Source organism: Streptomyces sp. NPDC048671 (assembly GCF_055587045.1).
Genome location: NZ_JBVJHB010000017.1, coordinates 128,985 through 148,225, shown reverse-complemented (window position 1 = coordinate 148,225; position 19,241 = coordinate 128,985). Strand labels below are relative to the sequence as shown.

Genomic DNA, 19,241 nt, shown 5'->3' with positions numbered 1-19,241 from the left:
GATACGGGGCTGGTGGAAAGGCTGCCGGACGGTCCGGGTCACGGACGGCGCAGCGCGTCGGCCGCGGCGGTCGCCGCAGGGCCTGCCGCCAGCTCGGTCTCCAGCAGCTGCTTGCCGAGCAGCTCCGGGTCCGGAAGCTCCATCGGGTACTCGCCGTCGAAGCAGGCGCGGCAGAGATTCGGCTTGTCGATCGTCGTCGCCTCGATCATCGCGTCGATCGAGATGTACGAGAGCGAGTCGGCCCCCATCGACGTGGCGATCTCGTCGACGGACATGCCGTTGGCGATCAGCTCGGCGCGGGTGGCGAAGTCGATGCCGAAGAAGCAGGGCCACTTCACCGGCGGGGACGAGATCCGGATGTGGATCTCGGCGGCGCCCGCCTCGCGGAGCATCCGGACCAGCGCGCGCTGGGTGTTGCCGCGGACGATCGAGTCGTCGACGACCACCAGGCGCTTGCCCTTGATGACTTCCTTGAGCGGGTTCAGCTTGAGACGGATACCCAGCTGCCGGATGGTCTGCGACGGCTGGATGAAGGTCCGGCCGACATAGGCGTTCTTGACCAGCCCGACGCCGAACGGGATTCCGCTGGCCTCCGCGTAACCGACTGCGGCGGGGGTGCCGGATTCCGGCGTCGCTATGACCAGATCGGCCTCGGCGGGAGCCTCGGCGGCCAGCCTGCGGCCCATCTCCACCCGGGAGAGGTACACGTTCCGCCCGGCGATATCGGTGTCGGGGCGGGCCAGATAGACGTACTCGAAGACGCAGCCCTTGGGCTTCGCTTCCGCGAACCGGGAGGTGCGCAGGCCGTTCTCGTCGATGGCGACGAGCTCGCCTGGCTCGATCTCGCGGACGAAACTGGCGCCGCAGATGTCGAGGGCGGCGGACTCGGAGGCCACCACCCAGCCACGCTCCAGCCGGCCCAGCACCAGCGGGCGGATGCCCTGCGGGTCACGGGCGGCGTAAAGGGTGTGCTCATCCATGAAGACGAGGGAAAAGGCCCCCTTCGCCTCGGGGAGCACCTTGGTGGCGGCTTCCTCGATGGTGAGCGGCTTGCCCTCGTCATCGGTCTGCCCGGCGAGCAGCGCGGTCACCAGATCGGTGTCGTTGGTCGCGGCGACCTGGGTGGCGCGACCGTCCTTGCGCGGGAGGTCGGCGACCATCTCGGCGAGCTGGGCCGTATTGACCAGGTTGCCGTTGTGACCCAGGGCGATCGAGCCGTGCGCGGTCGCACGGAACGTCGGCTGCGCGTTCTCCCACACCGAGGCACCGGTGGTGGAGTAGCGGGCATGACCGACCGCGATATGGCCCTGGAGTGATCCCAGAGAAGTTTCGTCGAAGACCTGCGAGACCAGTCCCATGTCCTTGAAGACCAGGATCTGGGACCCGTTGCTCACTGCGATGCCCGCGGACTCCTGTCCACGGTGCTGCAGGGCATACAGTCCGAAATAGGTGAGCTTGGCGACCTCTTCGCCCGGAGCCCAGACACCGAAGACGCCACAAGCGTCCTGGGGGCCTTTCTCTCCGGGGAGCAGGTCGTGGTTGAGTCGTCCATCACCACGAGGCACACCACCGAGTGTAGGCGAGATCGACCACTGGTCCGAATGGGGACACCCGGCCGTGGCACGGGGCGAGCGCCCCCGCGACCCCCTCCCGATGCCGCCGGGCCGGTCACCCGGAGTGATCATCGCGCGGGGGCGAACAGCCCGCCGCGAGGGCCGCAGGGCAGTTGTCGCCCGGATCACCGGCGGATTACCGACTGGATCAGGCCAGGGCGCCGAGGACCCGCCGGACCGGTTCGTGGCGCTCCGTGAGCCGGTTCCCGGGGGCGTGCGGCGGAGTGGCCGAACGCTCGTTTCGTGGTGAGCCTCACACCGGGGCGACCGGTATGCGGTATCTGAGGGCGGGGGCCGGGAGCTTGGGGGCCGGGGCGAGGGGGCGTGGGCCGGGGCTTGGGGCGAGGGCCGGAGCTTGGGGCGAGGGCCAGGGCCAGGGCGGCACTGTCGCAGACCGGTCGGTCGGTCTCGAACGTTGGCCGTCGGTCGGTCGCGGGCCTTCGCTGCCGGTCGGTCGCGGGCCTTTTGCTGCCCGTTGGTCCAGGGGTTCGGGTCTAGCTCATCAGGGGCAGCAGTGCGGCGAGGTCCGCGCGCTCGCCGCTGGCGCTGACCTTCGCCGCATCGAGTGCCTGCGCCCACTCCGTCCGCCCGGTGGCCAGTCGGAACCAGGTGACCGGATCGGTCTCGACGACATTGGGCGGGGTGCCTCGGGTGTGCTTCGGGCCCTGGACGCACTGGACGACGGCGAACGGCGGGACCCTCACCTCGACCGAACCGCCTGGCGCCTTCTCCGCCAGCGCGTCGGCGAGCAACCGGGTACAGGCCGCGAGCGCCTGACGGTCGTACGGGATGTCGAGCCCGGCCGCCTCGTTGAGGTCGTACGTGTGGACGACGAGCTCCACGGTCCGGGTGACCAGGAAGTCGCCCAGGCGCATCGCGCCGACTCGGGTGGGCAGCAGCCGGTCCTCGGACGCGCCGGACACGAGCGACTCGAAGCGGTCGGCGACCTCCCCGTAGAGCGCGTTCACATCCGGGTGGCCGGCGGCGAGCGCCGCGGTGTCGTCCGCGATCCGTCCGGCCCGCCCGGCCGTCGAGAACGGCCACTCCAGGAGCGTGACATCGGGCTTGGCGAGGGCCGGCTCGGGAAGCGCCAGATTCCGGCTGACGTGCGAGAGCGCCATGGTCAGGTGGACGGCCAGCTCACGCACCGTCCAGTCGCCGAGGCCGCTCGGCCCGTCCAACTGCTGGGCCGTGAGGGCGCCAACGGCTTTCCGGACAAGGGCGAACTGCGCCAGGACCGCGGTGCGGGTCCTGACCGGGTCGTAGCGGCGGGCACGCTTCTGGGACGGCGGCATGACGAGGAGCCTACGGCTTCGTGCCCGGCCCCTGCGGGGGCTGGGCGCGCTGTGCGGGGATGCGGGGGTGCGGCGACGGCGCGCGGTGCGGGGATGCGGGGATTGCGGTCGGGATTCTCAGCTCTCGCCCTGGGCGCGGGTCGCGTAGTCGCCCAGCCCCTTTTCGAGCAGGTCGAACCCGCGCCCGGCGATCACCACGGCGTCCGCCGCGATCTCCTCGACCGACTCCCCGGCCAGCAGCCGCCGGTGGTTCTCCGTGATCAGCGCGTTGCGGGTGCCGATGAGCTGGGCGGCCACGATGCGCGCGATGGCCGGCTCCTCGCCCTCCTCGACCAGAACGTCGGTCAGCTGGTCGAAGGAGAGCACGAAGAAGGCGTGGGCCCGGGTGAGCAGCGTGGGCGTCTGCTGGATCAGCTGAAGAAGTCCTAGCGCCAGCGGCGAATCGCTCATCCCCACCGAGGCGTCCCGGTTCTCGATGGCGGCCAGGAAGTGGCGGCGCACGCCGGCCACCGCCGACTCACCGGGCTCCCGGTCCCGCACCATCTGAGCGACATCACCGATGTGCTCCTCCATCGGCGCGAAGACCAGATCCTCTTTGCTGTCGAAGTAGTTGAAGACCGTCATCTTCGACACATCGGCCGCTTCGGCGATCTCCGCGACCGAGACCTGGTCGAAGCCGCGCTCCGTGAAGAGCGTCGTGGCCTCGGTCAGCAGACGGCGTCGCGTCTGGATCTTCTTGCGCTCACGCAGGCTCAGCCCCTCGGTCATGCCATCACTGTACCAGGATGAAACTTAATCTTGGATTAAAACTTGACTTAGTACATTTTAATCGGGAGGGCGGTAGCCACCACAGCGGCGCCATACCGCTCCGGAGGGGAGAGGGCCGGGGAGCGGTGTCCTGGGGTTCGGAACGCAACCCGCCGCGGGATGAATGCGTGTGGACGCGGCAAGCCTTCGACGGGACCCGCCGGAGCAACCCGACCGCAGGGCGGCTTTTGGCCAATAGTGGTGGCGAGAGGGGCGGTTGGGGCAACGGCCCGAGGGCTGTGCGGCTGTCGCGGCAGCTGCTTCGCTGTGGACGCGGGTGGGGCGCGGGCGAGGGCCGGGGCGGCTCGGGGGTTTCACCATCGGGAACGGGCCGGGTGCTCTCGGTTCGGTGAGGACGTGGTCCGGGTGTGCCCGAGTGAATTCTCTGGCCGGGGAGGAGGGCGGTCCAGGTGGGTTTCGCACGGCGTCGGCGGGTGCGGAGCCGTAAGCGTCGAAACGTGAATTGATCTCGTACGGCCCTCCTGCCCGGGAGCGGAATTGAGCCGTCGAGGGGTGGCTGGTGGAGGTGGCAGCGGTCTTGTGGCGCCCGAAGACGGGTAGTTAGGCTCCGGCTCGTTTCAGTTCCTTCGTAATTTCTGCAAGTTCTTGGGTAAACGGTGAACGTTTTCATGGGCCAGGAGGGGAGCTGGGATGGCGGAGACCTCGGCGTCCCCGGCGGGCGGCCACCCCGTCGCTCCTGGGCCGGAGACGACGAGCGCCGCGCCCCGGGACGCGCGCCTCTTCTGGTGGTCCAACACCGCTGACGCCCTCGGCAGCCAGACCTCCGGCGTGGTGCTTCCGCTGTTGCTGCTGGGCCTCGGCTACTCGTCGACCGCGGTGGGAGTCGTCGTAGGAGCCTCGGTGCTGCTGGGGCTGGTGCTCGGCCCGTTGGCGGCCGTTCCCGCCGACCGGGGCGCACGAAAGCCGGTAATGGTGTGGTCTGCGAGTGTGTCCGCGCTGGCCATGGCGGGCGTGGCGGCCGCGGTCGCCACGGGCCGACCGCCCCTGGTGCTGGTGCTGCTCGGAGTGTGGGTGGAACGGTTCTCCACCGCCGTGTACGAGGCGGCCTCGCGCGGCACGGTCGCGATGATCACACCGCCCGAGGGATACGCCCGCACTGTGGCGCGGCTGGAGGTCGGGGAGCGCCTCGCGCTCGTCCTGGGGCCCGTGCTCGGCGGTGCGCTGTACCAACTGGGGCGCGCCTTACCCTTCGTCGTCGACGCCGCTTCGTACGTGGCGACCGCCGTCTGCGTCAGGTCGATGCACGCGGACCTGCGCGCCCCGCACGAGTCCGGGGGCGGCACAACGGTCACGGAGAAGGCGGGGGTGCCGGGCGACGACGGCTCGGGCGGGCCCCCTCCGCGCACGTCGTCCCGCTCCCCGGCACGCGGCGAACTCTCCGCGGGACTGCGTCTCGTGGCGGGCTCGGCGATCCTGCGGCTGGTCCTGCTGTGGACCTCCGTCGTCAACGGCGTACTGGCCGCCCTCTACTTCAGCGTCCTGCTCACCCTCCAGACCGGCGGACAGAGCGGCGCCGCCACCGGAGCGGTGCTGGCCGTCGCCGGCGCCGCCGGAATCGCGGGCGCGCTGGCCGCTCCCGCACTCGCGCTGCGACTCGGCGCGGCCCGCAGCGTCCTCGCGGTGACCTGGCTCCTCCTGCCGCTCACCGCGGCACTGGCCACCACCCGCTCGCCGTGGTGGGACGCCGTCCTGTTCGGCGCGATCTGCCTGATCATGCCCGTGGCCACCGTCGTACTGCAGTCCCGGGCCATCGCCGCCGTACCGCCGCACCTCCAGGCCCGCGCCGGGGCCGTCCTGGCCACGGGGGCCGGCGGCGCGGCAGCACTCGGGCCTGCCGCGGCGGGCGTGCTCGCCGCAGCCGCAGGCACGCCGGGCCCCGCACTCGGCTGCGCCTCGGCACTCCTGCTCCTCGCCGCCCACACCAGCTGGGCGCACCCCCGAACGCTCGCGAACCGGCCGACGCGGTTTGCGGGGAGTACGGGGAGTACGGGAGAACCCGGCGACAAGGGGGAAGCCGAGTGACCGCCCCAGAAGGAGCAGCCCCCGGGGCAGTCGCAGCCGAAGCGCCCGCCCCCCGCTACCGCGTCTTCCGTGCCGCGCTGCCGGAGGTGTGCTCGGCCGACCCCACGCGGATGGTGTTCACGGCGGACGCGGACGGCCGCTGCGAGGTCTTCACCTGGGACACCGTCACCTCCGCCGCCCGCCAGGTCACCGACCGGCCGGGCGGCACCTTCCACTGCTCCGTCGACGCGGACGCCCACGTGTGGTGGTTCGAGGAGGACACCCACGGGGTCGGCCGGTGGCGGTTCCAACCCTTCGAGGGCGGTCCGACCAGGAGTGGCTTACTCGGCGTGCCCGCAGGTCAGGCCAGGGGGCTCGCGGTCAGCAGCAGCGGTGTCGTGGCCCTCGCGCTGGGCGACGGCGCAGCCACCACCGTGTACGGCGGCCCGCGCGGCGGGGTGGCCCACCGGGTCGCGCGTCTCCCGTACCACGCCAACCTGACGGGGATCAGCGCCGACGGGCAACTCCTGGCGATCGGCGGCCAGGCGCGCTCCGCGCAGGCCGTCACCGTCCTGCGCACCGCCGACGGCAGCCGCCTCGCCGAACTCCAGGAAGAATTCCGCGAGGAAGAACTCCGCGCCGAATTCCACGACGGAGTCGACGATGGCGGCGGCGATGGCGGCGATGGCGGCGATGGCGGCGATGGCGGCGGCGCACTGTGGTCACTGGGCTTCAGCCCGGTGCCAGGGCCCGGTATCGGCCCCGAGCCCGGCCGCCACCAGAGCGATCTGCTGCTCGTACGCGAGCACGGCGGGCGGTATCTGCTCGCCACCTGGCGTCCGGGGGAGCCGCCGCGCACCCACGCCTGGTGCGCGTTCGACACCGAGATCACCGCGCGCTGGCGGCCGGACGGCCGGAGCGCACTGATCCGGCAGGACCGGCACGGACGCAGCGTTCTGCACCGGGCCGACCTCGTCAGCCGCACCCTCACCGTTCTGCCCACCGCACCGGGCACCCTGCTCGACGCGGCCGAGCAAGCCCACGGCGACGTCCACATGCTCTGGACCAGCACCGCCGAGACACCGCGCGCCGTCTCCAGCGCGGGCACCGCGCTGCCCACGCTGCCAGGCCTTCCCACCCCGGTGCCCGGGGTGTCGCACGACCTGTGGACGCCGGGCCCCGACGGTGACCTGCACACTCTCGTCACCCTTCCCGAGGGTGCGCGCGGCCCGGTGCCCACCGTTTTTCTCGTTCACGGCGGGCCCGCAGACCACGACCGGGACGCCTACGACGGCATCGTGCACTCCCTGGTCGGCTCCGGATTCGCCGTCGCCCGCGTCAACTACCGGGGCTCCACCGGGTACGGGCCCGCCTGGCGCGGCGCGATGTCCGAGGGCGTCGGACTCACCCAGGTCGCCGATCTCGCCGCGGCCCGCGCCGACCTGGTGGCGCGCGGCTGGGCGGACCCCGAGGCGATCTCCCTGTGGGGCACCTCGTGGGGCGGCTACCTCACCCTGCTCGCGCTCGGCACCCGCCCCGGCCTCTGGCAGGCGGGCGTGGCGGTGAAACCCGTCGCCCACCTCGCCCGCGCCCACGCCACCGGAACCCCCGCACTGCGCGCCCTCGACGAACGCCTCTTCGGCGGCACTCCCGCCCAACTCCCCGAGGCCTACGCGCGTAGCTCGCCGCACACCTACGTCCAGCACCTCGACGCGCCCCTGCTGATCGTCGCTGCCGAACACGACGCGAAGTGCCCGCCGGAGCAAGTGCGGTACTACCTACGAGCACTGACGGCACATCGCAAGAGGCATGAGGCCCTCTGGCTGGACACCGGCCACGACGGCTACGACGGTGCCGACCACGTGCGCGCACTGCGCGCCGCCGTCGTCTTCCTCGACCGCGCACTGCGCGGCCGGCGGCGCACCACCCCTACAGCATCCCCCGCCACCCGGCAGGGGGAGGGCCGTGCGGAGCACGAGAGCGCACCGGCCGCAGGCAGCACCGCGCACCACCCCACGGAGAGGACAACCCACCATGCAGAAGGACATCATCCACAACGACCCGCTCACGGGTGACGAGGAGAACCGCAAGCCGAGCGTCGGCATCACCATAACCGTCCCCTTCCGCAACACCGAGGAAGGCCAGGACGAGCAGTAAGCACTCCGCTGCTCCCGTACTGACGGACCGGTCCGGGGCGTCTCTCGCCCCGGACCGGCTCCACCCTCCTTGACGACCCGGCCCACGCCCGTCGCGCTCCAGGTCGTCTCCTCACCACCGCGAAGGAGTCATCCCCGTGCGTGTCCTGCTGGTCAACATGCCCTGGTCGCCCATCGATCTGCCGTCGCTCGCCCTGGGGATACTCAAACGCAGCGTCGACGAGCGCGTGCCCGGCGCTCACGCCACCGTCCTGCACGCCAACCTCGAATTCACCGACTGGATCACCGCCCGCACCGAGTTCACCGCTGACGACTACGAGTACTACGCCCTCGCCTCGTACTTCATGGGCTGCGGCGACTGGGTGTTCTCCTCCGCCCTTTACGACGACCCCGCCTGGCGGGAGGCCGAGTTCACCGCGTCCATGCGCACCCGGCTGAACAAGGCCCGCATGAAGATGTCCCACGAACTGCACGCCGTGGTCCCGGAGTTCGTCGACGAGATCGCCCGCCGCATCGTCGCGGAGGAGCCCGACGTCGTCGGATTCACCTCCACCTTCCAGCAGAACACCGCCGCCCTCGCCGCCGCCAAGCACGTCAAGCGGCTCGCCCCGCACATCAAGACCGTCATCGGCGGCGCCAACTGCGACGCGGAACAGGGCGCAGCACTGCACCGCAACTTCCCCTTCGTGGACTTCGTCGTACGGGGCGAGGGCGAAGCGGCCTTCCCGCAACTGCTCACCGCTCTCACCACGGACGACGACCTCTCGACCGTGCCGGGACTGTGCCGCCGCACCGAGGACGGGACGTCCGTCGCGAACTCCATGGCCACCAGCCCCCTGCCGCCCGCCACGATCCTGCCACCCGACTACAGCGGCTACTTCGAACGCCTCGCCGCATCCGTGGCCCGCAACTGGGTGGAGCCCAAACTCGTGGTCGAAGGCGCACGCGGCTGCTGGTGGGGCGAGAAGCACCACTGCACCTTCTGCGGGCTCAACGGCTCCTTCATGCAGTTCCGCAGCAAGAGCCCCGACGTCTTCTACGAAGAGATCATGGACCTGGCGCGCAGACACAAGGTCCTGGACATGTACGTCGTCGACAACATCCTCGACATGGGCTACCTCACCACCGTGCTGCCCCGCATCATCGACAGCGGCTACGACCTGCGCCTGCACATCGAGATCAAGGCCAACATGCGGCGCAACCAGCTGCGCACCCTCTCCGACGCGGGCCTCATCTACGTCCAGCCCGGCATCGAAAGCCTCAACAACCGGGTCCTGGACCTGATGGACAAGGGCGTCAGCGGCTGCCAGAACGTCCGCATGCTCCGCGACGGTGCCGAGACCGGACTGTCCGTCTCCTGGAACTACCTGCACGGCTTCCCCGGCGAGAGCGCTGAGGACTACGAGGGCGTCATCGGCCAGCTCGCCGCCCTCGAACACCTCGACCCGCCCGTCGACCTCTCCGCCCGCATCGCCATCGAACGCTTCAGCCCCTACTTCAACCGCCCCGAACTCGGCTTCGACGGGCTGCGCCCCGAGGCGCACTACCGCTTCACCTACGACCTCCCCGAAAAGGAGCTCTACGACCTCGCGTACGTCTTCGAAGCCCCCGAACGCGGCATCAGCGAGCCCACCGTGTCCGCTCTCAACGACGCCATCGCCCTGTGGAAGAAGCACCACGCGGACGCCCGCCTCACCCACACCGACCTCGGCGACCGCATTGTCCTGGTCAGCAGGCGGCGCGCCTTCGACTGGCGCACGAAGGAGCTGACCGGCCCCTTCGAGACCGCCGTCTTCCGCCTCCTCGACCAGCCGCACGCCCCGGCGGCCCTGCTGCGCAAGGTGACCGCCCGCGTCCCGGGCCACGCACGCACCGAGGCCGATGTCGAACTGCTGCTCGCCGACTGGGTGCGCCTGGGGCTGGTCTTCACCGACGCCGGACAGTACGTCCACCTCGCTCCAGCGGCGGTCAACGAGGACCTCCTGCGCCTCGACTTCATGCGGCACCTGCACGCGGCCCCCGCGCCGGATCCCGCCGCCGGCCCGCACCAGGACGGGACCGCCCCCGCTACGGACGGCGCGCCGAACCGGACGCCGGCACTGGCCTGACCTTCCTGCCGCCCGACCGCACGGGCGGGCCGTCCCCACCCCGCCGGGCTGGCTTCCTCCCTCCCCGCCACGGGCTGGCTTCCTCCCTCCTCACCTCGACACGACGGAAAGACCCCGCCATGGACGCCGCACTCGACACCTCACCCGCAGCCGACGACACCACCCCGCTGAGCATCGCCGCCTGGCGCGACTACGACGACGACGCCTGCGCCCTGCCGGGCATGTCCCTGGGCGACCTCGAACTGACCGGCCCCGTCGCCGAGGAGAGCGACCGGCTGTGGGACCTCGGAGTCCGCCGCGTCCGTCTGCCCGCGGTCGTCGACCTCGCCGACGCCGCGGACCTCGCCGCAGCCCGCCGCACCGTGCGGGCGCTCAGTCTGGTGCGGGACCTCACCGCCCGCGCCGTACTCGTCGAATGGGACCTGCGCCTGGACCCGGCCCGCCCGGACGACCCGCTCGTGCTCAGCCACCTCCAGCCGCCCCGCACCCTGCACGGAGCCCCCGACCCGGACGCCGCGCTGGCCGCCTGGCGGAGCGGGCACTATCTGGGCAAGTGCCTGTGGCGCAACGGCCCCGGCTTTTTCCAGATCCGCGACCGCCGCTGGGGCAACCTCCAGCGCTTCACCGCGGACGAACCCCACTACCGCACCGCCGTCGACGCGCTCGCCTACGGAGCCGGGCAGGAGTCCGTCCCCCAGGACGCCCTGGCGGACTTCACCGGGGAACGGCTGGTGCTGCACGTGGGCCCGCTCGCCTGGTGGGTGCCCTACCGGGTGAGCCGATGGACGCAGGAGGCCATGGCGATCTGAGGAGGCGGAGCGGTGCCGGGCCGCCCCGCACCCGGCCGCCCCGCCCCGCACCCGGCCGCCCCGGCCGTCCCCCCGCGACGGCACCCGGCTCCCCGTTGCCTTTTCCGTGGCCCCGAAATGGGTCGCCCGGCCCCCGGGTCCAGTTGGGCTGTGTGCCCCCTGTCGATGGGATGACCTGGGGGTTTTGCCGCCGGGCTTCGGGGCACCGTTTGACCGCTGATGAGGGGCCTGTACTGCGCCACCGGCGTGATGATCCTCGCCGCGTTCCTGGCCACCCGGCTGCCCGGGGCCGTCCGGACTCAGGAGGCCTGAGCCCCTCCCGGCTCCCCTCCGCGCTCCCCGGCCGGACCTCCGTGAACCGCTGCCCCGGCCGTGAATGCCTCGCCGTTCGCCGGAACACCTATCCCCCGCCAGGTGAACGGAATTCCGACCGCCACATCCAGATCCGGATCGTCCATCAGCTGGAAATGCACATGTGGTTCGGTGGAATTCCCGGAGTTCCCGCACTCGGCGAGAGGCTGCCCGGCCCGGACCTCCTCCCCCGCCCGCACCCGGATCGAGCCGTGCCGCAGATGGGCGTACATGGCGTACGTACCGTCGCCCAGGTCCAGCACGAGGTGGTTCCCGACGATGGCGCCCGCGCCCCGCATGTCACGCACGGACGCCTCTATCAGCATCAAGTAGGCGAGCGCGGGGCCGGAGTTGCGGCTGAGGTGGTCGCGGCGGCCGTGCGAGGCGTGCACCACCGTGCCGTCGCCCACCGCGAGGAGCGGAGCCCCGAAGGCCGGGAAGTGGTGGTTGCGCCGGGCGACGGGCCACAGGACGCGGAACTTCGGTCGGGACAGGACGGCGCGCCCCTCGGGGCCGGAACCGGGCCCACGATCCGGAGCCGGCCTCGGCTCCGGCTCCGACCCCGACCCCGACCCCGGCTCCGACCCCGATCCCGGCTCCGGCTCCGGCTCCGGCTCCGCCACGATGTCGATCGCGTACGTCTGCCCATAGGCGTGCACCCCATGGCTGGGCACCCTGTCCGCCGGGCTGTTCAGTGCCGTCCAGCGTCCCGTCACCGGCGGCTCGACCTCCACCGCGGGCCGTGGGTCCGCCGCCGCTGCCCGGCCCCTGCGGCCCGTCGTCAGAGCGAGGGCGACCGCGGCGGCCGCCGGCACCCAGGTCAGCCAGTACGGGAACGGCGGCCGGGGAAAGAGGCTGATGATCACCATCACGAAGAAGGCGATCCAGCAGACCCGGTACAGCACCATGACAGCTTTACGGACAGACATGACTTCCCCCTGGATCGTCTGCTTCGTCGTACGTGTTCCTCGGATTGCCTGCTTCGTCGTACGCGTTCCTCAGGATCTGGCCGTGGTGAGGGCCACCAGCAGCGGCACCACCCGGGCGCCCGGGACCTCGTACCGTCCCCGTCCCGTCGTGTGCAGCCAGCCCGCACCGGTCAGTTGACGCAGATGGTGGTAGATCTGCCCCGTCGTACCGGTCTCGTCGAGCGCGGCGAGCTCTGCGGCCGTGCGCCGGCCGCCGAGGATCTCCCGCAGCAACCGCAGCCGCACCGGGTGCCCGAGCGCGGCGAACGACTCCGCGGCATCCGACCAGTCGGCGCCCGGCTCCCCGGGATCACCCGCCTCCCCGTCCTCCAGCAACTGTTCCGTCAGCGCGCTGTACTGCCACTCGTACCGCTCGCCCGTCGGCAGTCGTACCGCGCCCGTGTACAGCACACCGCCATCGTCGGTCCCGGCCCCGGAGAGCTGTTGCTTCAGCCCTTCCAGGGCCCAGAAATCGGCCCCCGTCGGGCGCGGGACATCCGGGCGGTCACCCACGAGTGCCTCAAGCCGCCGCTCCAGCTCCGAGACGCGCTCTTCCAGTTCCATTCATCGAGAATACGTAATTACGTAATCCAGCGCAAGGGGGCAGCACACGGAGGCAGCACAAGGGGGGCAGCGCAAGGGAACCTGCGCGTGGGAAGTGAAAAGCCGAGAGGCCCCCACCCGGACGGAAGCGGTCCGGGTGGGGGCCTCTGCGGCAGTGCGCAGGCAGAACTACGAACTACGAACTACGTGAGCAGCGCGGGGATCGTCCCCTCGTGCGCCGTACGCAGCTCGCTCAGCGGGATGCCGAACTCGCCCTGGATCTCGATCTCCTCGCCGTCCACGACACCGATCCGGGCCACGGGCAGACCCCGCGCCCCGCACATGTCGTTGAAGCGGAGCTCCTCGCTGCGCGGGATCGAGACGATCGCGCGTCCCGCCGACTCGGAGAACAGGAAGGTGAACGCGTCCAGTCCGTCCGGCACGACCAGCCGGGCGCCCTTGCCGCCGCGCAGGCAGGACTCGGTGACCGCCTGGATCAGACCGCCGTCGGACAGGTCGTGCGCCGCGTCGATCATGCCGTCGCGGGAGGCCGAGATCAGGATCTCGCCGAGCAGCTTCTCGCGGCCCAGGTCGACCTTGGGCGGCATGCCGCCGAGGTGGTTGTGGACGACCTCGGACCAGGCCGAGCCGCCGAACTCCTCGTGGGTGTCACCGAGCAGGTAGAGGAGCTGGCCCTCTTCCTTGAAGGCGACCGGCGTACGCCGGGTGACGTCGTCGATCACGCCGAGCACGGCCACGACCGGCGTCGGGTGGATCGCCGTCTCGCCGGTCTGGTTGTACAGCGACACGTTGCCGCCGGTGACCGGCGTACCCAGCTCCAGGCAGCCGTCGGCCAGACCACGGGTTGCCTCGGCGAACTGCCACATGACGTCCGGGTCCTCGGGCGAGCCGAAGTTCAGGCAGTCCGAGATGGCGAGCGGCTTGGCGCCGGAGGCGGCGACGTTGCGGTACGACTCCGCCAGCGCGAGCTGTGCGCCGGTGTACGGGTCGAGCTTCGCGTACCGGCCGTTGCCGTCGGTCGACATGGCCACGCCGAGGTTGGACTCCTCGTCGATGCGGACCATGCCGGCGTCCTCGGGCATCGCGAGCACGGTGTTGCCCTGCACGAAGCGGTCGTACTGGTCCGTGATCCAGGACTTCGACGCCTGGTTCGGGGAGGAGACGAGCCGCAGCACCTGCTCGCGCAGCTCGGCGCCGTTGGACGGACGGGCCAGCTTGCCGGCGTCGTCGGCCTGGAGCGCGTCCTGCCAGGACGGGCGGGCGAACGGGCGGTGGTACGTCGGGCCCTCGTGGGCGACGGACCGCGGCGGCACGTCCACGATCTGCTCGCCGTGCCAGAAGATCTCCAGCTGCGAGCCCTCGGTCACCTCACCGATGACGGTGGCGATGACGTCCCACTTCTCGCAGATCTCCATGAAGCGGTCCACGTGCTGCGGCTCGACGATCGCGCACATGCGCTCCTGCGACTCGCTCATGAGGATTTCCTCGGGCGAGAGGGAGGAGTCGCGCAGCGGCACGGTGTCCAGCTCGACGCGCATGCCGCCCGAACCGGCCGAGGCCAGCTCGGAGGTGGCACAGGAGAGCCCGGCGCCGCCGAGGTCCTGGATGCCCGCGACGAGCTTCTCCTTGAAGATCTCCAGGGTGCACTCGATGAGGAGCTTCTCCTGGAACGGGTCGCCGACCTGGACGGCCGGGCGCTTGGCCGGACCGGTCGAATCGAAGGTCTCCGAGGCCAGCACGGAGACGCCGCCGATTCCGTCGCCGCCGGTACGGGCGCCGTACAGGATCACCTTGTTGCCGGGGCCTGAGGCCTGCGCCAGGTGGATGTCCTCGTGCCTCATCACGCCGATGCAGCCGGCGTTGACGAGCGGGTTGCCCTGGTAGCAGGCGTCGAAGACGACCTCGCCGCCGATGTTCGGCAGGCCCAGGCAGTTGCCGTAACCGCCGATGCCCGCGACGACGCCCGGCAGGACGCGCTTGGTGTCGGGGTGGTCGGCCGCGCCGAAGCGCAGCGGGTCGACGACCGCGATCGGCCGCGCGCCCATCGCGAGGATGTCGCGGACGATGCCGCCGACGCCGGTGGCCGCGCCCTGGTAGGGCTCGATGTACGAGGGGTGGTTGTGCGACTCGACCTTGAAGGTGACCGCGTACCCCTGGCCGACGTCGACCACACCGGCGTTCTCGCCGATGCCGACGAGCATCGCGTCGTTGTCCGGGACCTTCTCGCCGAACTGCTTGAGGTGGACCTTGCTGCTCTTGTAGGAGCAGTGCTCGGACCACATCACCGAGTACATGGCGAGCTCGGCGCCGGTGGGACGGCGGCCCAGGATCTCGCGGACCTTGGCGTACTCGTCCTCCTTGAGGCCGAGTTCCTTCCAGGGCTGCTCGGTGTCCGGGGTTTCGGCCGCGTGCTTGACCGTGTCCAGGCTCATGCGTTGACCAGCTTCTTGATGATCGAGGTGAAGAAACCGAGACCGTCGGTGCGACCGGTGCCGATCAGCGGCTCGACGGCGTGCTCGGGGTGCGGCATCAGACCGACGACGTTGCCCGCGGCGTTGGAGATGCCGGCGATGTCGCGCAGCGAGCCGTTGGGGTTGACGTCCACGTAACGGAACGCCACGCGGCCCTCGGCCTCCAGCTCGTCGAGCGTGTGCTCGTCGGCGGTGTAGCGGCCGTCCATGTTCTTGAGGGGAACGGAGATCTCCTGGCCCTCGGAGTAGTCCGAGGTCCAGGCGGTGCCCGCGTTCTCGACGCGCAGCTTCTGGTCGCGGCAGATGAAGTGCAGGTGGTTGTTGCGCAGCATCGCGCCGGGCAGCAGATGTGCCTCGGTCAGGATCTGGAAGCCGTTGCAGATGCCGAGAACCGGCATGCCCGCCTTCGCCTGCTCGATCACGGTCTCCATGACCGGCGAGAAGCGGGAGATGGCTCCGGCCCGCAGATAGTCGCCGTAGGAGAAACCGCCCGCCAGGATGACCGCGTCGACCTGGTGCAGATCCTTGTCGCGGTGCCACAGCGAAACGGGCTCGGCGCCCGCCACTCGTACGGCCCGCAGGCTGTCCTGGTCGTCGAGGGTGCCCGGAAAGGTGACGACTCCGATACGAGCAGTCACTTCGACTCCTCGGCCTTCTCCACCTTCACGGTGAAGTCCTCGATGACGGTGTTGGCGAGGAACGTCTCGGCCATCTCGTGAATACGGGTGAGGGCGGCCTCGTCGACCGGCCCCTCGACCTCCAGCTCGAAACGCTTTCCCTGACGTACGTCCGCGATTCCCTCGAAGCCGAGACGGGGCAGCGCACGCTGCACAGCCTGTCCCTGCGGGTCGAGGATCTCGGGCTTGAGCATGACGTCGACTACGACGCGTGCCACTGGCACTCCCGGTGTGGTGGTGTGGTGCGGCTGTTTCTCCGGGGGGTTCCCCAGGACCCCCGCGGGTCCCCTCAGCGTACCTGTCCAGAAATTCTACGCGGGTAGATATCGGGCGGCCCGGATCACGCCGAGATATCGGCCGCGACAGCCGACGGAACCGGGAAGACACGAGGGAACGGAACCGGGAACGGATGTGGCAACGGAACCGGGAACGCACGCGGGAACGGATGTGGCAACGGATACGGAAAATCCTGCGGAAAAAATCCCCACCAGCAGCACACATAGCAGGCTGACACGCGCACGTAATTGGGTGGGCTTCACAATGCGGTGCACATCGCTGTACAAATGATTACCGGGGAAAGCGACATTGCCCCGGAACGGCCGGCACCAGTCGGCCCTCATCCGCGCTCACAGCCGGAAGGCCGGCATCCGCGCATGTCAGACGCGCAGATGCCGCAGGAAAGGACCGATATCCGTGGCTCAGCGCGTAGTGGTCACACTCTCCGACGACATCGACGGGGGAGCGGCAGCGGAAACGGTCACCTTCGCGCTGGACGGGAAGTCGTACGAGATCGACCTCAATCCGTCCAATGCAAAGAAACTGCGCAAGGCCCTGGCCCCGTACATGGCGGCGGGCCGTAAGCAGACAAATGCCAGCAAGCACGGCAAGGTTCCCGTCTCGTACCGGCACACCTCGCTCGCACCCGCCCCGGCGGCCGTGCGCGCCTGGGCCCGGTCGCACCGGATGGAGGTGCCGGCCCGCGGCCGGATTCCCAAGAAGGTCTACGAGGCGTTCCAAGAAGCCAGTTGAGCGGAAGCGCCGGACGGCCGGTGCCGGGCGGGGGCGTCCGACCGTCCGGCACCGGCCTCCTCGACGACACCTCGCGGGAGCCGACTTGCGCGACACCCCCGCAGGTCGGCTAGAGTCTGGAGCACGCCGAAGGGCAAGGCCGAAAAGCCGGGCCCCAAGCAGCGTGCGGGTGTAGTTCAGTAGTAGAACATCCCCCTTCCAGGGGGAAGGCGCAGTGTGCAATTCCTGTCACCCGCTCTGCATCACTCTTCCTCAACCACTCCAGTGGATCAGGTAGAGTAGTGCTCGCTCCACCGGTGAAAGCCGAGTGGTTGCAATGCGGACGTAGCTCAGTTGGTAGAGCGCAACCTTGCCAAGGTTGAGGTCGCCAGTTCGAACCTGGTCGTCCGCTCGTTCAGTAAGAAGCCCCCGGTCTTTCGGCCGGGGGCTTCTTCGTATTCGATCTCGGTCATATCCACACCGTCCGCACCCCTCCATGACGTTTGTCATGCACTGCGATGACAGCTCGCACTGCTCCCGGCGCCGTCCGGGAGGAAGCCTTGAGTCATGACCTTCGACGAAATTCCCCATGAGTGCGTGATCGAGGCGGACGGTGTCCGACGCAGTTATGCGGGCGGTTTCGAGGCCGTGACCGGCGTCTCCTTCTCCGTGGCACGCGGCGAGCTGTTCGCCCTGCTCGGCACGAACGGCGCCGGCAAGACCTCGACCGTCGAACTGCTGGAGGGTCTGGCCCGCCCCGACGGCGGAACGATTCGGGTGCTCGGCCACGACCCGTACGAGGAACGCGCCGCCGTCCGCCCCCGGATCGGGGTGATGCTCCAGGAGGGCGGCTTCCCCTCCGACCTGACGACCACCGAGACGGTACGGATGTGGGCGGGCTGCACCAGCGGCGCCCGGCCCACCGGCGAGGCCCTGGACCTGGTGGGGCTCGGCCACCGGGCGCGCGTCCGGGTGAAACAGCTCTCCGGCGGCGAGCGGCGGCGGCTGGATCTGGCGCTGGCCCTTCTCGGCAGGCCCGAGGTGCTCTTCCTCGACGAACCGACCACCGGCCTCGACGCCGAGGGGCGGCGCGACACCTGGGCGCTGGTGCGCCGGCTCCAGGAGGGCGGCATCACCGTGCTGCTCACCACGCACTACCTGGAGGAGGCCGAGGCGCTCGCCGACCGGCTGGCGATCATGCACCGGGGACGGATCGTGACCTCGGGCACCACCGCGGAGGTGACGGCCGCGCGGCCGTCCCGGATCCGGTTCGAGCTGCCCGAAGGGACCGCCGCGGGACAGCTGCCGCTGAGTCTGCGCGCCGCGGCCGACGGCCCGCGGATCGAGATCCGTACCCACCGTCTCCAGGAGTCGCTGGCCGAACTGCTGGGCTGGGCAACGGAGTCGGACGTCCGGCTGATCGGGCTCGATGCGCGGTCGGCCTCGCTCGAAGAGGCATTCCTCGACATCGCCAGGACCGCGGCGAAGACCGAGAACGAACCCGAGAACACGGCCGAGGCCGAGAGCGAGACCGGGAACAAGACCGGAACCGGAACCGAAAAGGTGGCTGTGGCATGACGACCGCGACAACGCGCGCGAACACCGCGACGACCGGATCCCCGACCACGACGGCCCGAGGCCGGCTGACCGCCCTCGGACGGGCCGAGCTGACACTGCTCCTCCGCAACAAGACGGCCGTCTTCGTCGCGCTGTTCATGCCCGCCGTGATGGTCACGGCCATGAAGTCGACATTCGAGCAGATAGATCTCGGCGGGACCGGGCTGACCGTAGCCGGAGCGGCGCTCACCGGCGGCATCGGAACGGTGCTGCTCCAGGCCGTCTACATGAACATGGTCGCCGCCTATGTGGCACGCCGCGAGGAACTGGTCCTGAAGCGGCTGCGTACCGGCGAGGTCACCGACGGGGAGATCCTGACCGGAACCGCGCTGCCGGCGGCCGCACTCGCCCTGGCACAGGCCACGGTGATCGTCGTGGCCGGTACCGCCTTCTTCGGCCTCGGCGCACCCGAACGCCCTGAGCTGCTCCTGCTGGGGCTGGTGATGGGCGTGGTGCTGCTGACGGCACTGGCCGCGGCCACCTCGGTGATCACCCGCACCGTGCAGACCGCCCAGCTCACGACCCTCCCGCTGTTCTTCGCCTCACTGACGGGCTCGGGACTCTTCGTACCGCTGGCGATCCTTCCGGACCGGCTCGCGTCGGTGTGTGAGCTGCTGCCGCTGACCGGAGTGATGACACTCGTACGGGCCGGCTGGCTCGGCGGCGCGGAAGGCACCGACCTGCTGTCGGCCGCGCTGACCGGGTTGGTCTGGACCCTGCTCGCGGTGTTTGCTGTCAAGCGGTGGTTCCGCTGGGATCCGCGACGCTGAGGGGT

16 protein-coding genes and 2 tRNA genes are annotated in these 19,241 nt (G+C 70.4%); 10 read left to right on the top strand and 8 right to left on the bottom strand.

Annotated elements, in window-relative coordinates; translation table 11 throughout:
• Positions 1-38: 38 nt before the first annotated feature.
• The 3 genes from purF to ACZ6S6_RS30935 all read right to left on the bottom strand — a co-directional run bounded on the left by purF (position 39) and on the right by ACZ6S6_RS30935 (position 3,676).
• Positions 39-1,565, bottom strand: coding sequence for an amidophosphoribosyltransferase (purF, locus tag ACZ6S6_RS30945; protein WP_362960154.1), 1,527 nt, complete (start codon positions 1,563-1,565; stop codon positions 39-41).
• A 542-nt stretch (positions 1,566-2,107) separates the two neighbouring features.
• Positions 2,108-2,908, bottom strand: coding sequence for a maleylpyruvate isomerase family mycothiol-dependent enzyme (locus ACZ6S6_RS30940; protein ID WP_469708062.1), 801 nt, complete (start codon positions 2,906-2,908; stop codon positions 2,108-2,110).
• Between the two features lie 117 nt (positions 2,909-3,025).
• The gene (locus tag ACZ6S6_RS30935) at positions 3,026-3,676 is read right to left on the bottom strand and encodes a TetR/AcrR family transcriptional regulator (RefSeq protein ID WP_362960148.1); all 651 of its coding nucleotides are present in this window, start codon (positions 3,674-3,676) and stop codon (positions 3,026-3,028) included.
• A gap of 690 nt (positions 3,677-4,366) precedes the next feature.
• Here ACZ6S6_RS30935 and ACZ6S6_RS30930 point away from each other — a divergent pair.
• From ACZ6S6_RS30930 to ACZ6S6_RS30910, 5 genes are all read left to right on the top strand, one after another.
• Positions 4,367-5,758, top strand: coding sequence for an MFS transporter (locus tag ACZ6S6_RS30930; protein ID WP_362960146.1), 1,392 nt, complete (start codon positions 4,367-4,369; stop codon positions 5,756-5,758).
• Between the two features lie 110 nt (positions 5,759-5,868).
• Positions 5,869-7,812 (top strand): alpha/beta hydrolase family protein, encoded by a 1,944-nt coding sequence (locus ACZ6S6_RS30925; RefSeq protein ID WP_469708123.1) that lies wholly within the window; start codon positions 5,869-5,871, stop codon positions 7,810-7,812.
• Positions 7,772-7,894 carry a hypothetical protein gene (locus tag ACZ6S6_RS30920; protein WP_362960141.1) on the top strand — a complete coding sequence of 41 codons (123 nt, stop codon included), beginning with the start codon at positions 7,772-7,774 and terminating at the stop codon, positions 7,892-7,894. Before ACZ6S6_RS30925 ends, ACZ6S6_RS30920 begins: the two co-directional genes overlap by 41 nt.
• 136 nt (positions 7,895-8,030) lie before the next feature.
• Positions 8,031-10,001 (top strand): RiPP maturation radical SAM C-methyltransferase, encoded by a 1,971-nt coding sequence (locus tag ACZ6S6_RS30915; protein WP_469708059.1) that lies wholly within the window; start codon positions 8,031-8,033, stop codon positions 9,999-10,001.
• Between the two features lie 119 nt (positions 10,002-10,120).
• On the top strand, positions 10,121-10,810 hold the full coding sequence (locus tag ACZ6S6_RS30910; protein WP_362960135.1) for a DUF5825 family protein: 690 nt from the start codon (positions 10,121-10,123) through the stop codon (positions 10,808-10,810).
• Positions 10,811-11,109: 299 nt separating this feature from the next.
• On the opposite strand, the gene ACZ6S6_RS30905 is transcribed toward ACZ6S6_RS30910, so the two are convergent.
• The 5 genes from ACZ6S6_RS30905 to purS form a co-directional block, all read right to left on the bottom strand.
• Positions 11,110-12,090 (bottom strand): M23 family metallopeptidase, encoded by a 981-nt coding sequence (locus tag ACZ6S6_RS30905; protein WP_469708056.1) that lies wholly within the window; start codon positions 12,088-12,090, stop codon positions 11,110-11,112.
• A gap of 69 nt (positions 12,091-12,159) precedes the next feature.
• Entirely contained in the window at positions 12,160-12,693 is a 534-nt protein-coding gene (locus tag ACZ6S6_RS30900) for an ArsR/SmtB family transcription factor (RefSeq protein ID WP_362960130.1), read from the bottom strand.
• Positions 12,694-12,875: 182 nt separating this feature from the next.
• On the bottom strand, positions 12,876-15,125 hold the full coding sequence (gene purL / locus ACZ6S6_RS30895) for a phosphoribosylformylglycinamidine synthase subunit PurL (RefSeq protein WP_469708054.1): 2,250 nt from the start codon (positions 15,123-15,125) through the stop codon (positions 12,876-12,878).
• Positions 15,122-15,802: a phosphoribosylformylglycinamidine synthase subunit PurQ gene (gene purQ, locus ACZ6S6_RS30890; protein ID WP_123460573.1), complete on the bottom strand. Its 681-nt coding sequence runs from the start codon at positions 15,800-15,802 to the stop codon at positions 15,122-15,124. Before purQ ends, purL begins: the two co-directional genes overlap by 4 nt.
• Positions 15,799-16,065 (bottom strand): phosphoribosylformylglycinamidine synthase subunit PurS, encoded by a 267-nt coding sequence (purS, locus tag ACZ6S6_RS30885; protein ID WP_078617732.1) that lies wholly within the window; start codon positions 16,063-16,065, stop codon positions 15,799-15,801. Before purS ends, purQ begins: the two co-directional genes overlap by 4 nt.
• Positions 16,066-16,534: 469 nt before the next feature.
• On the opposite strand from purS, the gene ACZ6S6_RS30880 reads away from it, so the two are divergent.
• The 5 genes from ACZ6S6_RS30880 (at position 16,535) to ACZ6S6_RS30860 (ending at position 19,236) form a co-directional block, all read left to right on the top strand.
• Positions 16,535-16,870, top strand: a complete 336-nt coding sequence (locus ACZ6S6_RS30880) for a histone-like nucleoid-structuring protein Lsr2 (protein WP_362960123.1) — start codon at positions 16,535-16,537, stop codon at positions 16,868-16,870.
• A 165-nt stretch (positions 16,871-17,035) separates the two neighbouring features.
• Positions 17,036-17,107 (top strand) — tRNA-Gly (locus ACZ6S6_RS30875).
• Between the two features lie 81 nt (positions 17,108-17,188).
• A tRNA-Gly gene (locus tag ACZ6S6_RS30870) sits at positions 17,189-17,261 on the top strand.
• Positions 17,262-17,416: 155 nt separating this feature from the next.
• A complete protein-coding gene (locus tag ACZ6S6_RS30865; RefSeq protein WP_469708051.1) occupies positions 17,417-18,427 on the top strand; it encodes an ABC transporter ATP-binding protein in 1,011 nt (336 codons plus the stop codon).
• Positions 18,424-19,236 (top strand): ABC transporter permease, encoded by an 813-nt coding sequence (locus tag ACZ6S6_RS30860; RefSeq protein ID WP_362960118.1) that lies wholly within the window; start codon positions 18,424-18,426, stop codon positions 19,234-19,236. The genes ACZ6S6_RS30865 and ACZ6S6_RS30860 overlap by 4 nt, the downstream gene beginning before the upstream one ends.
• Positions 19,237-19,241: the final 5 nt, after the last annotated feature.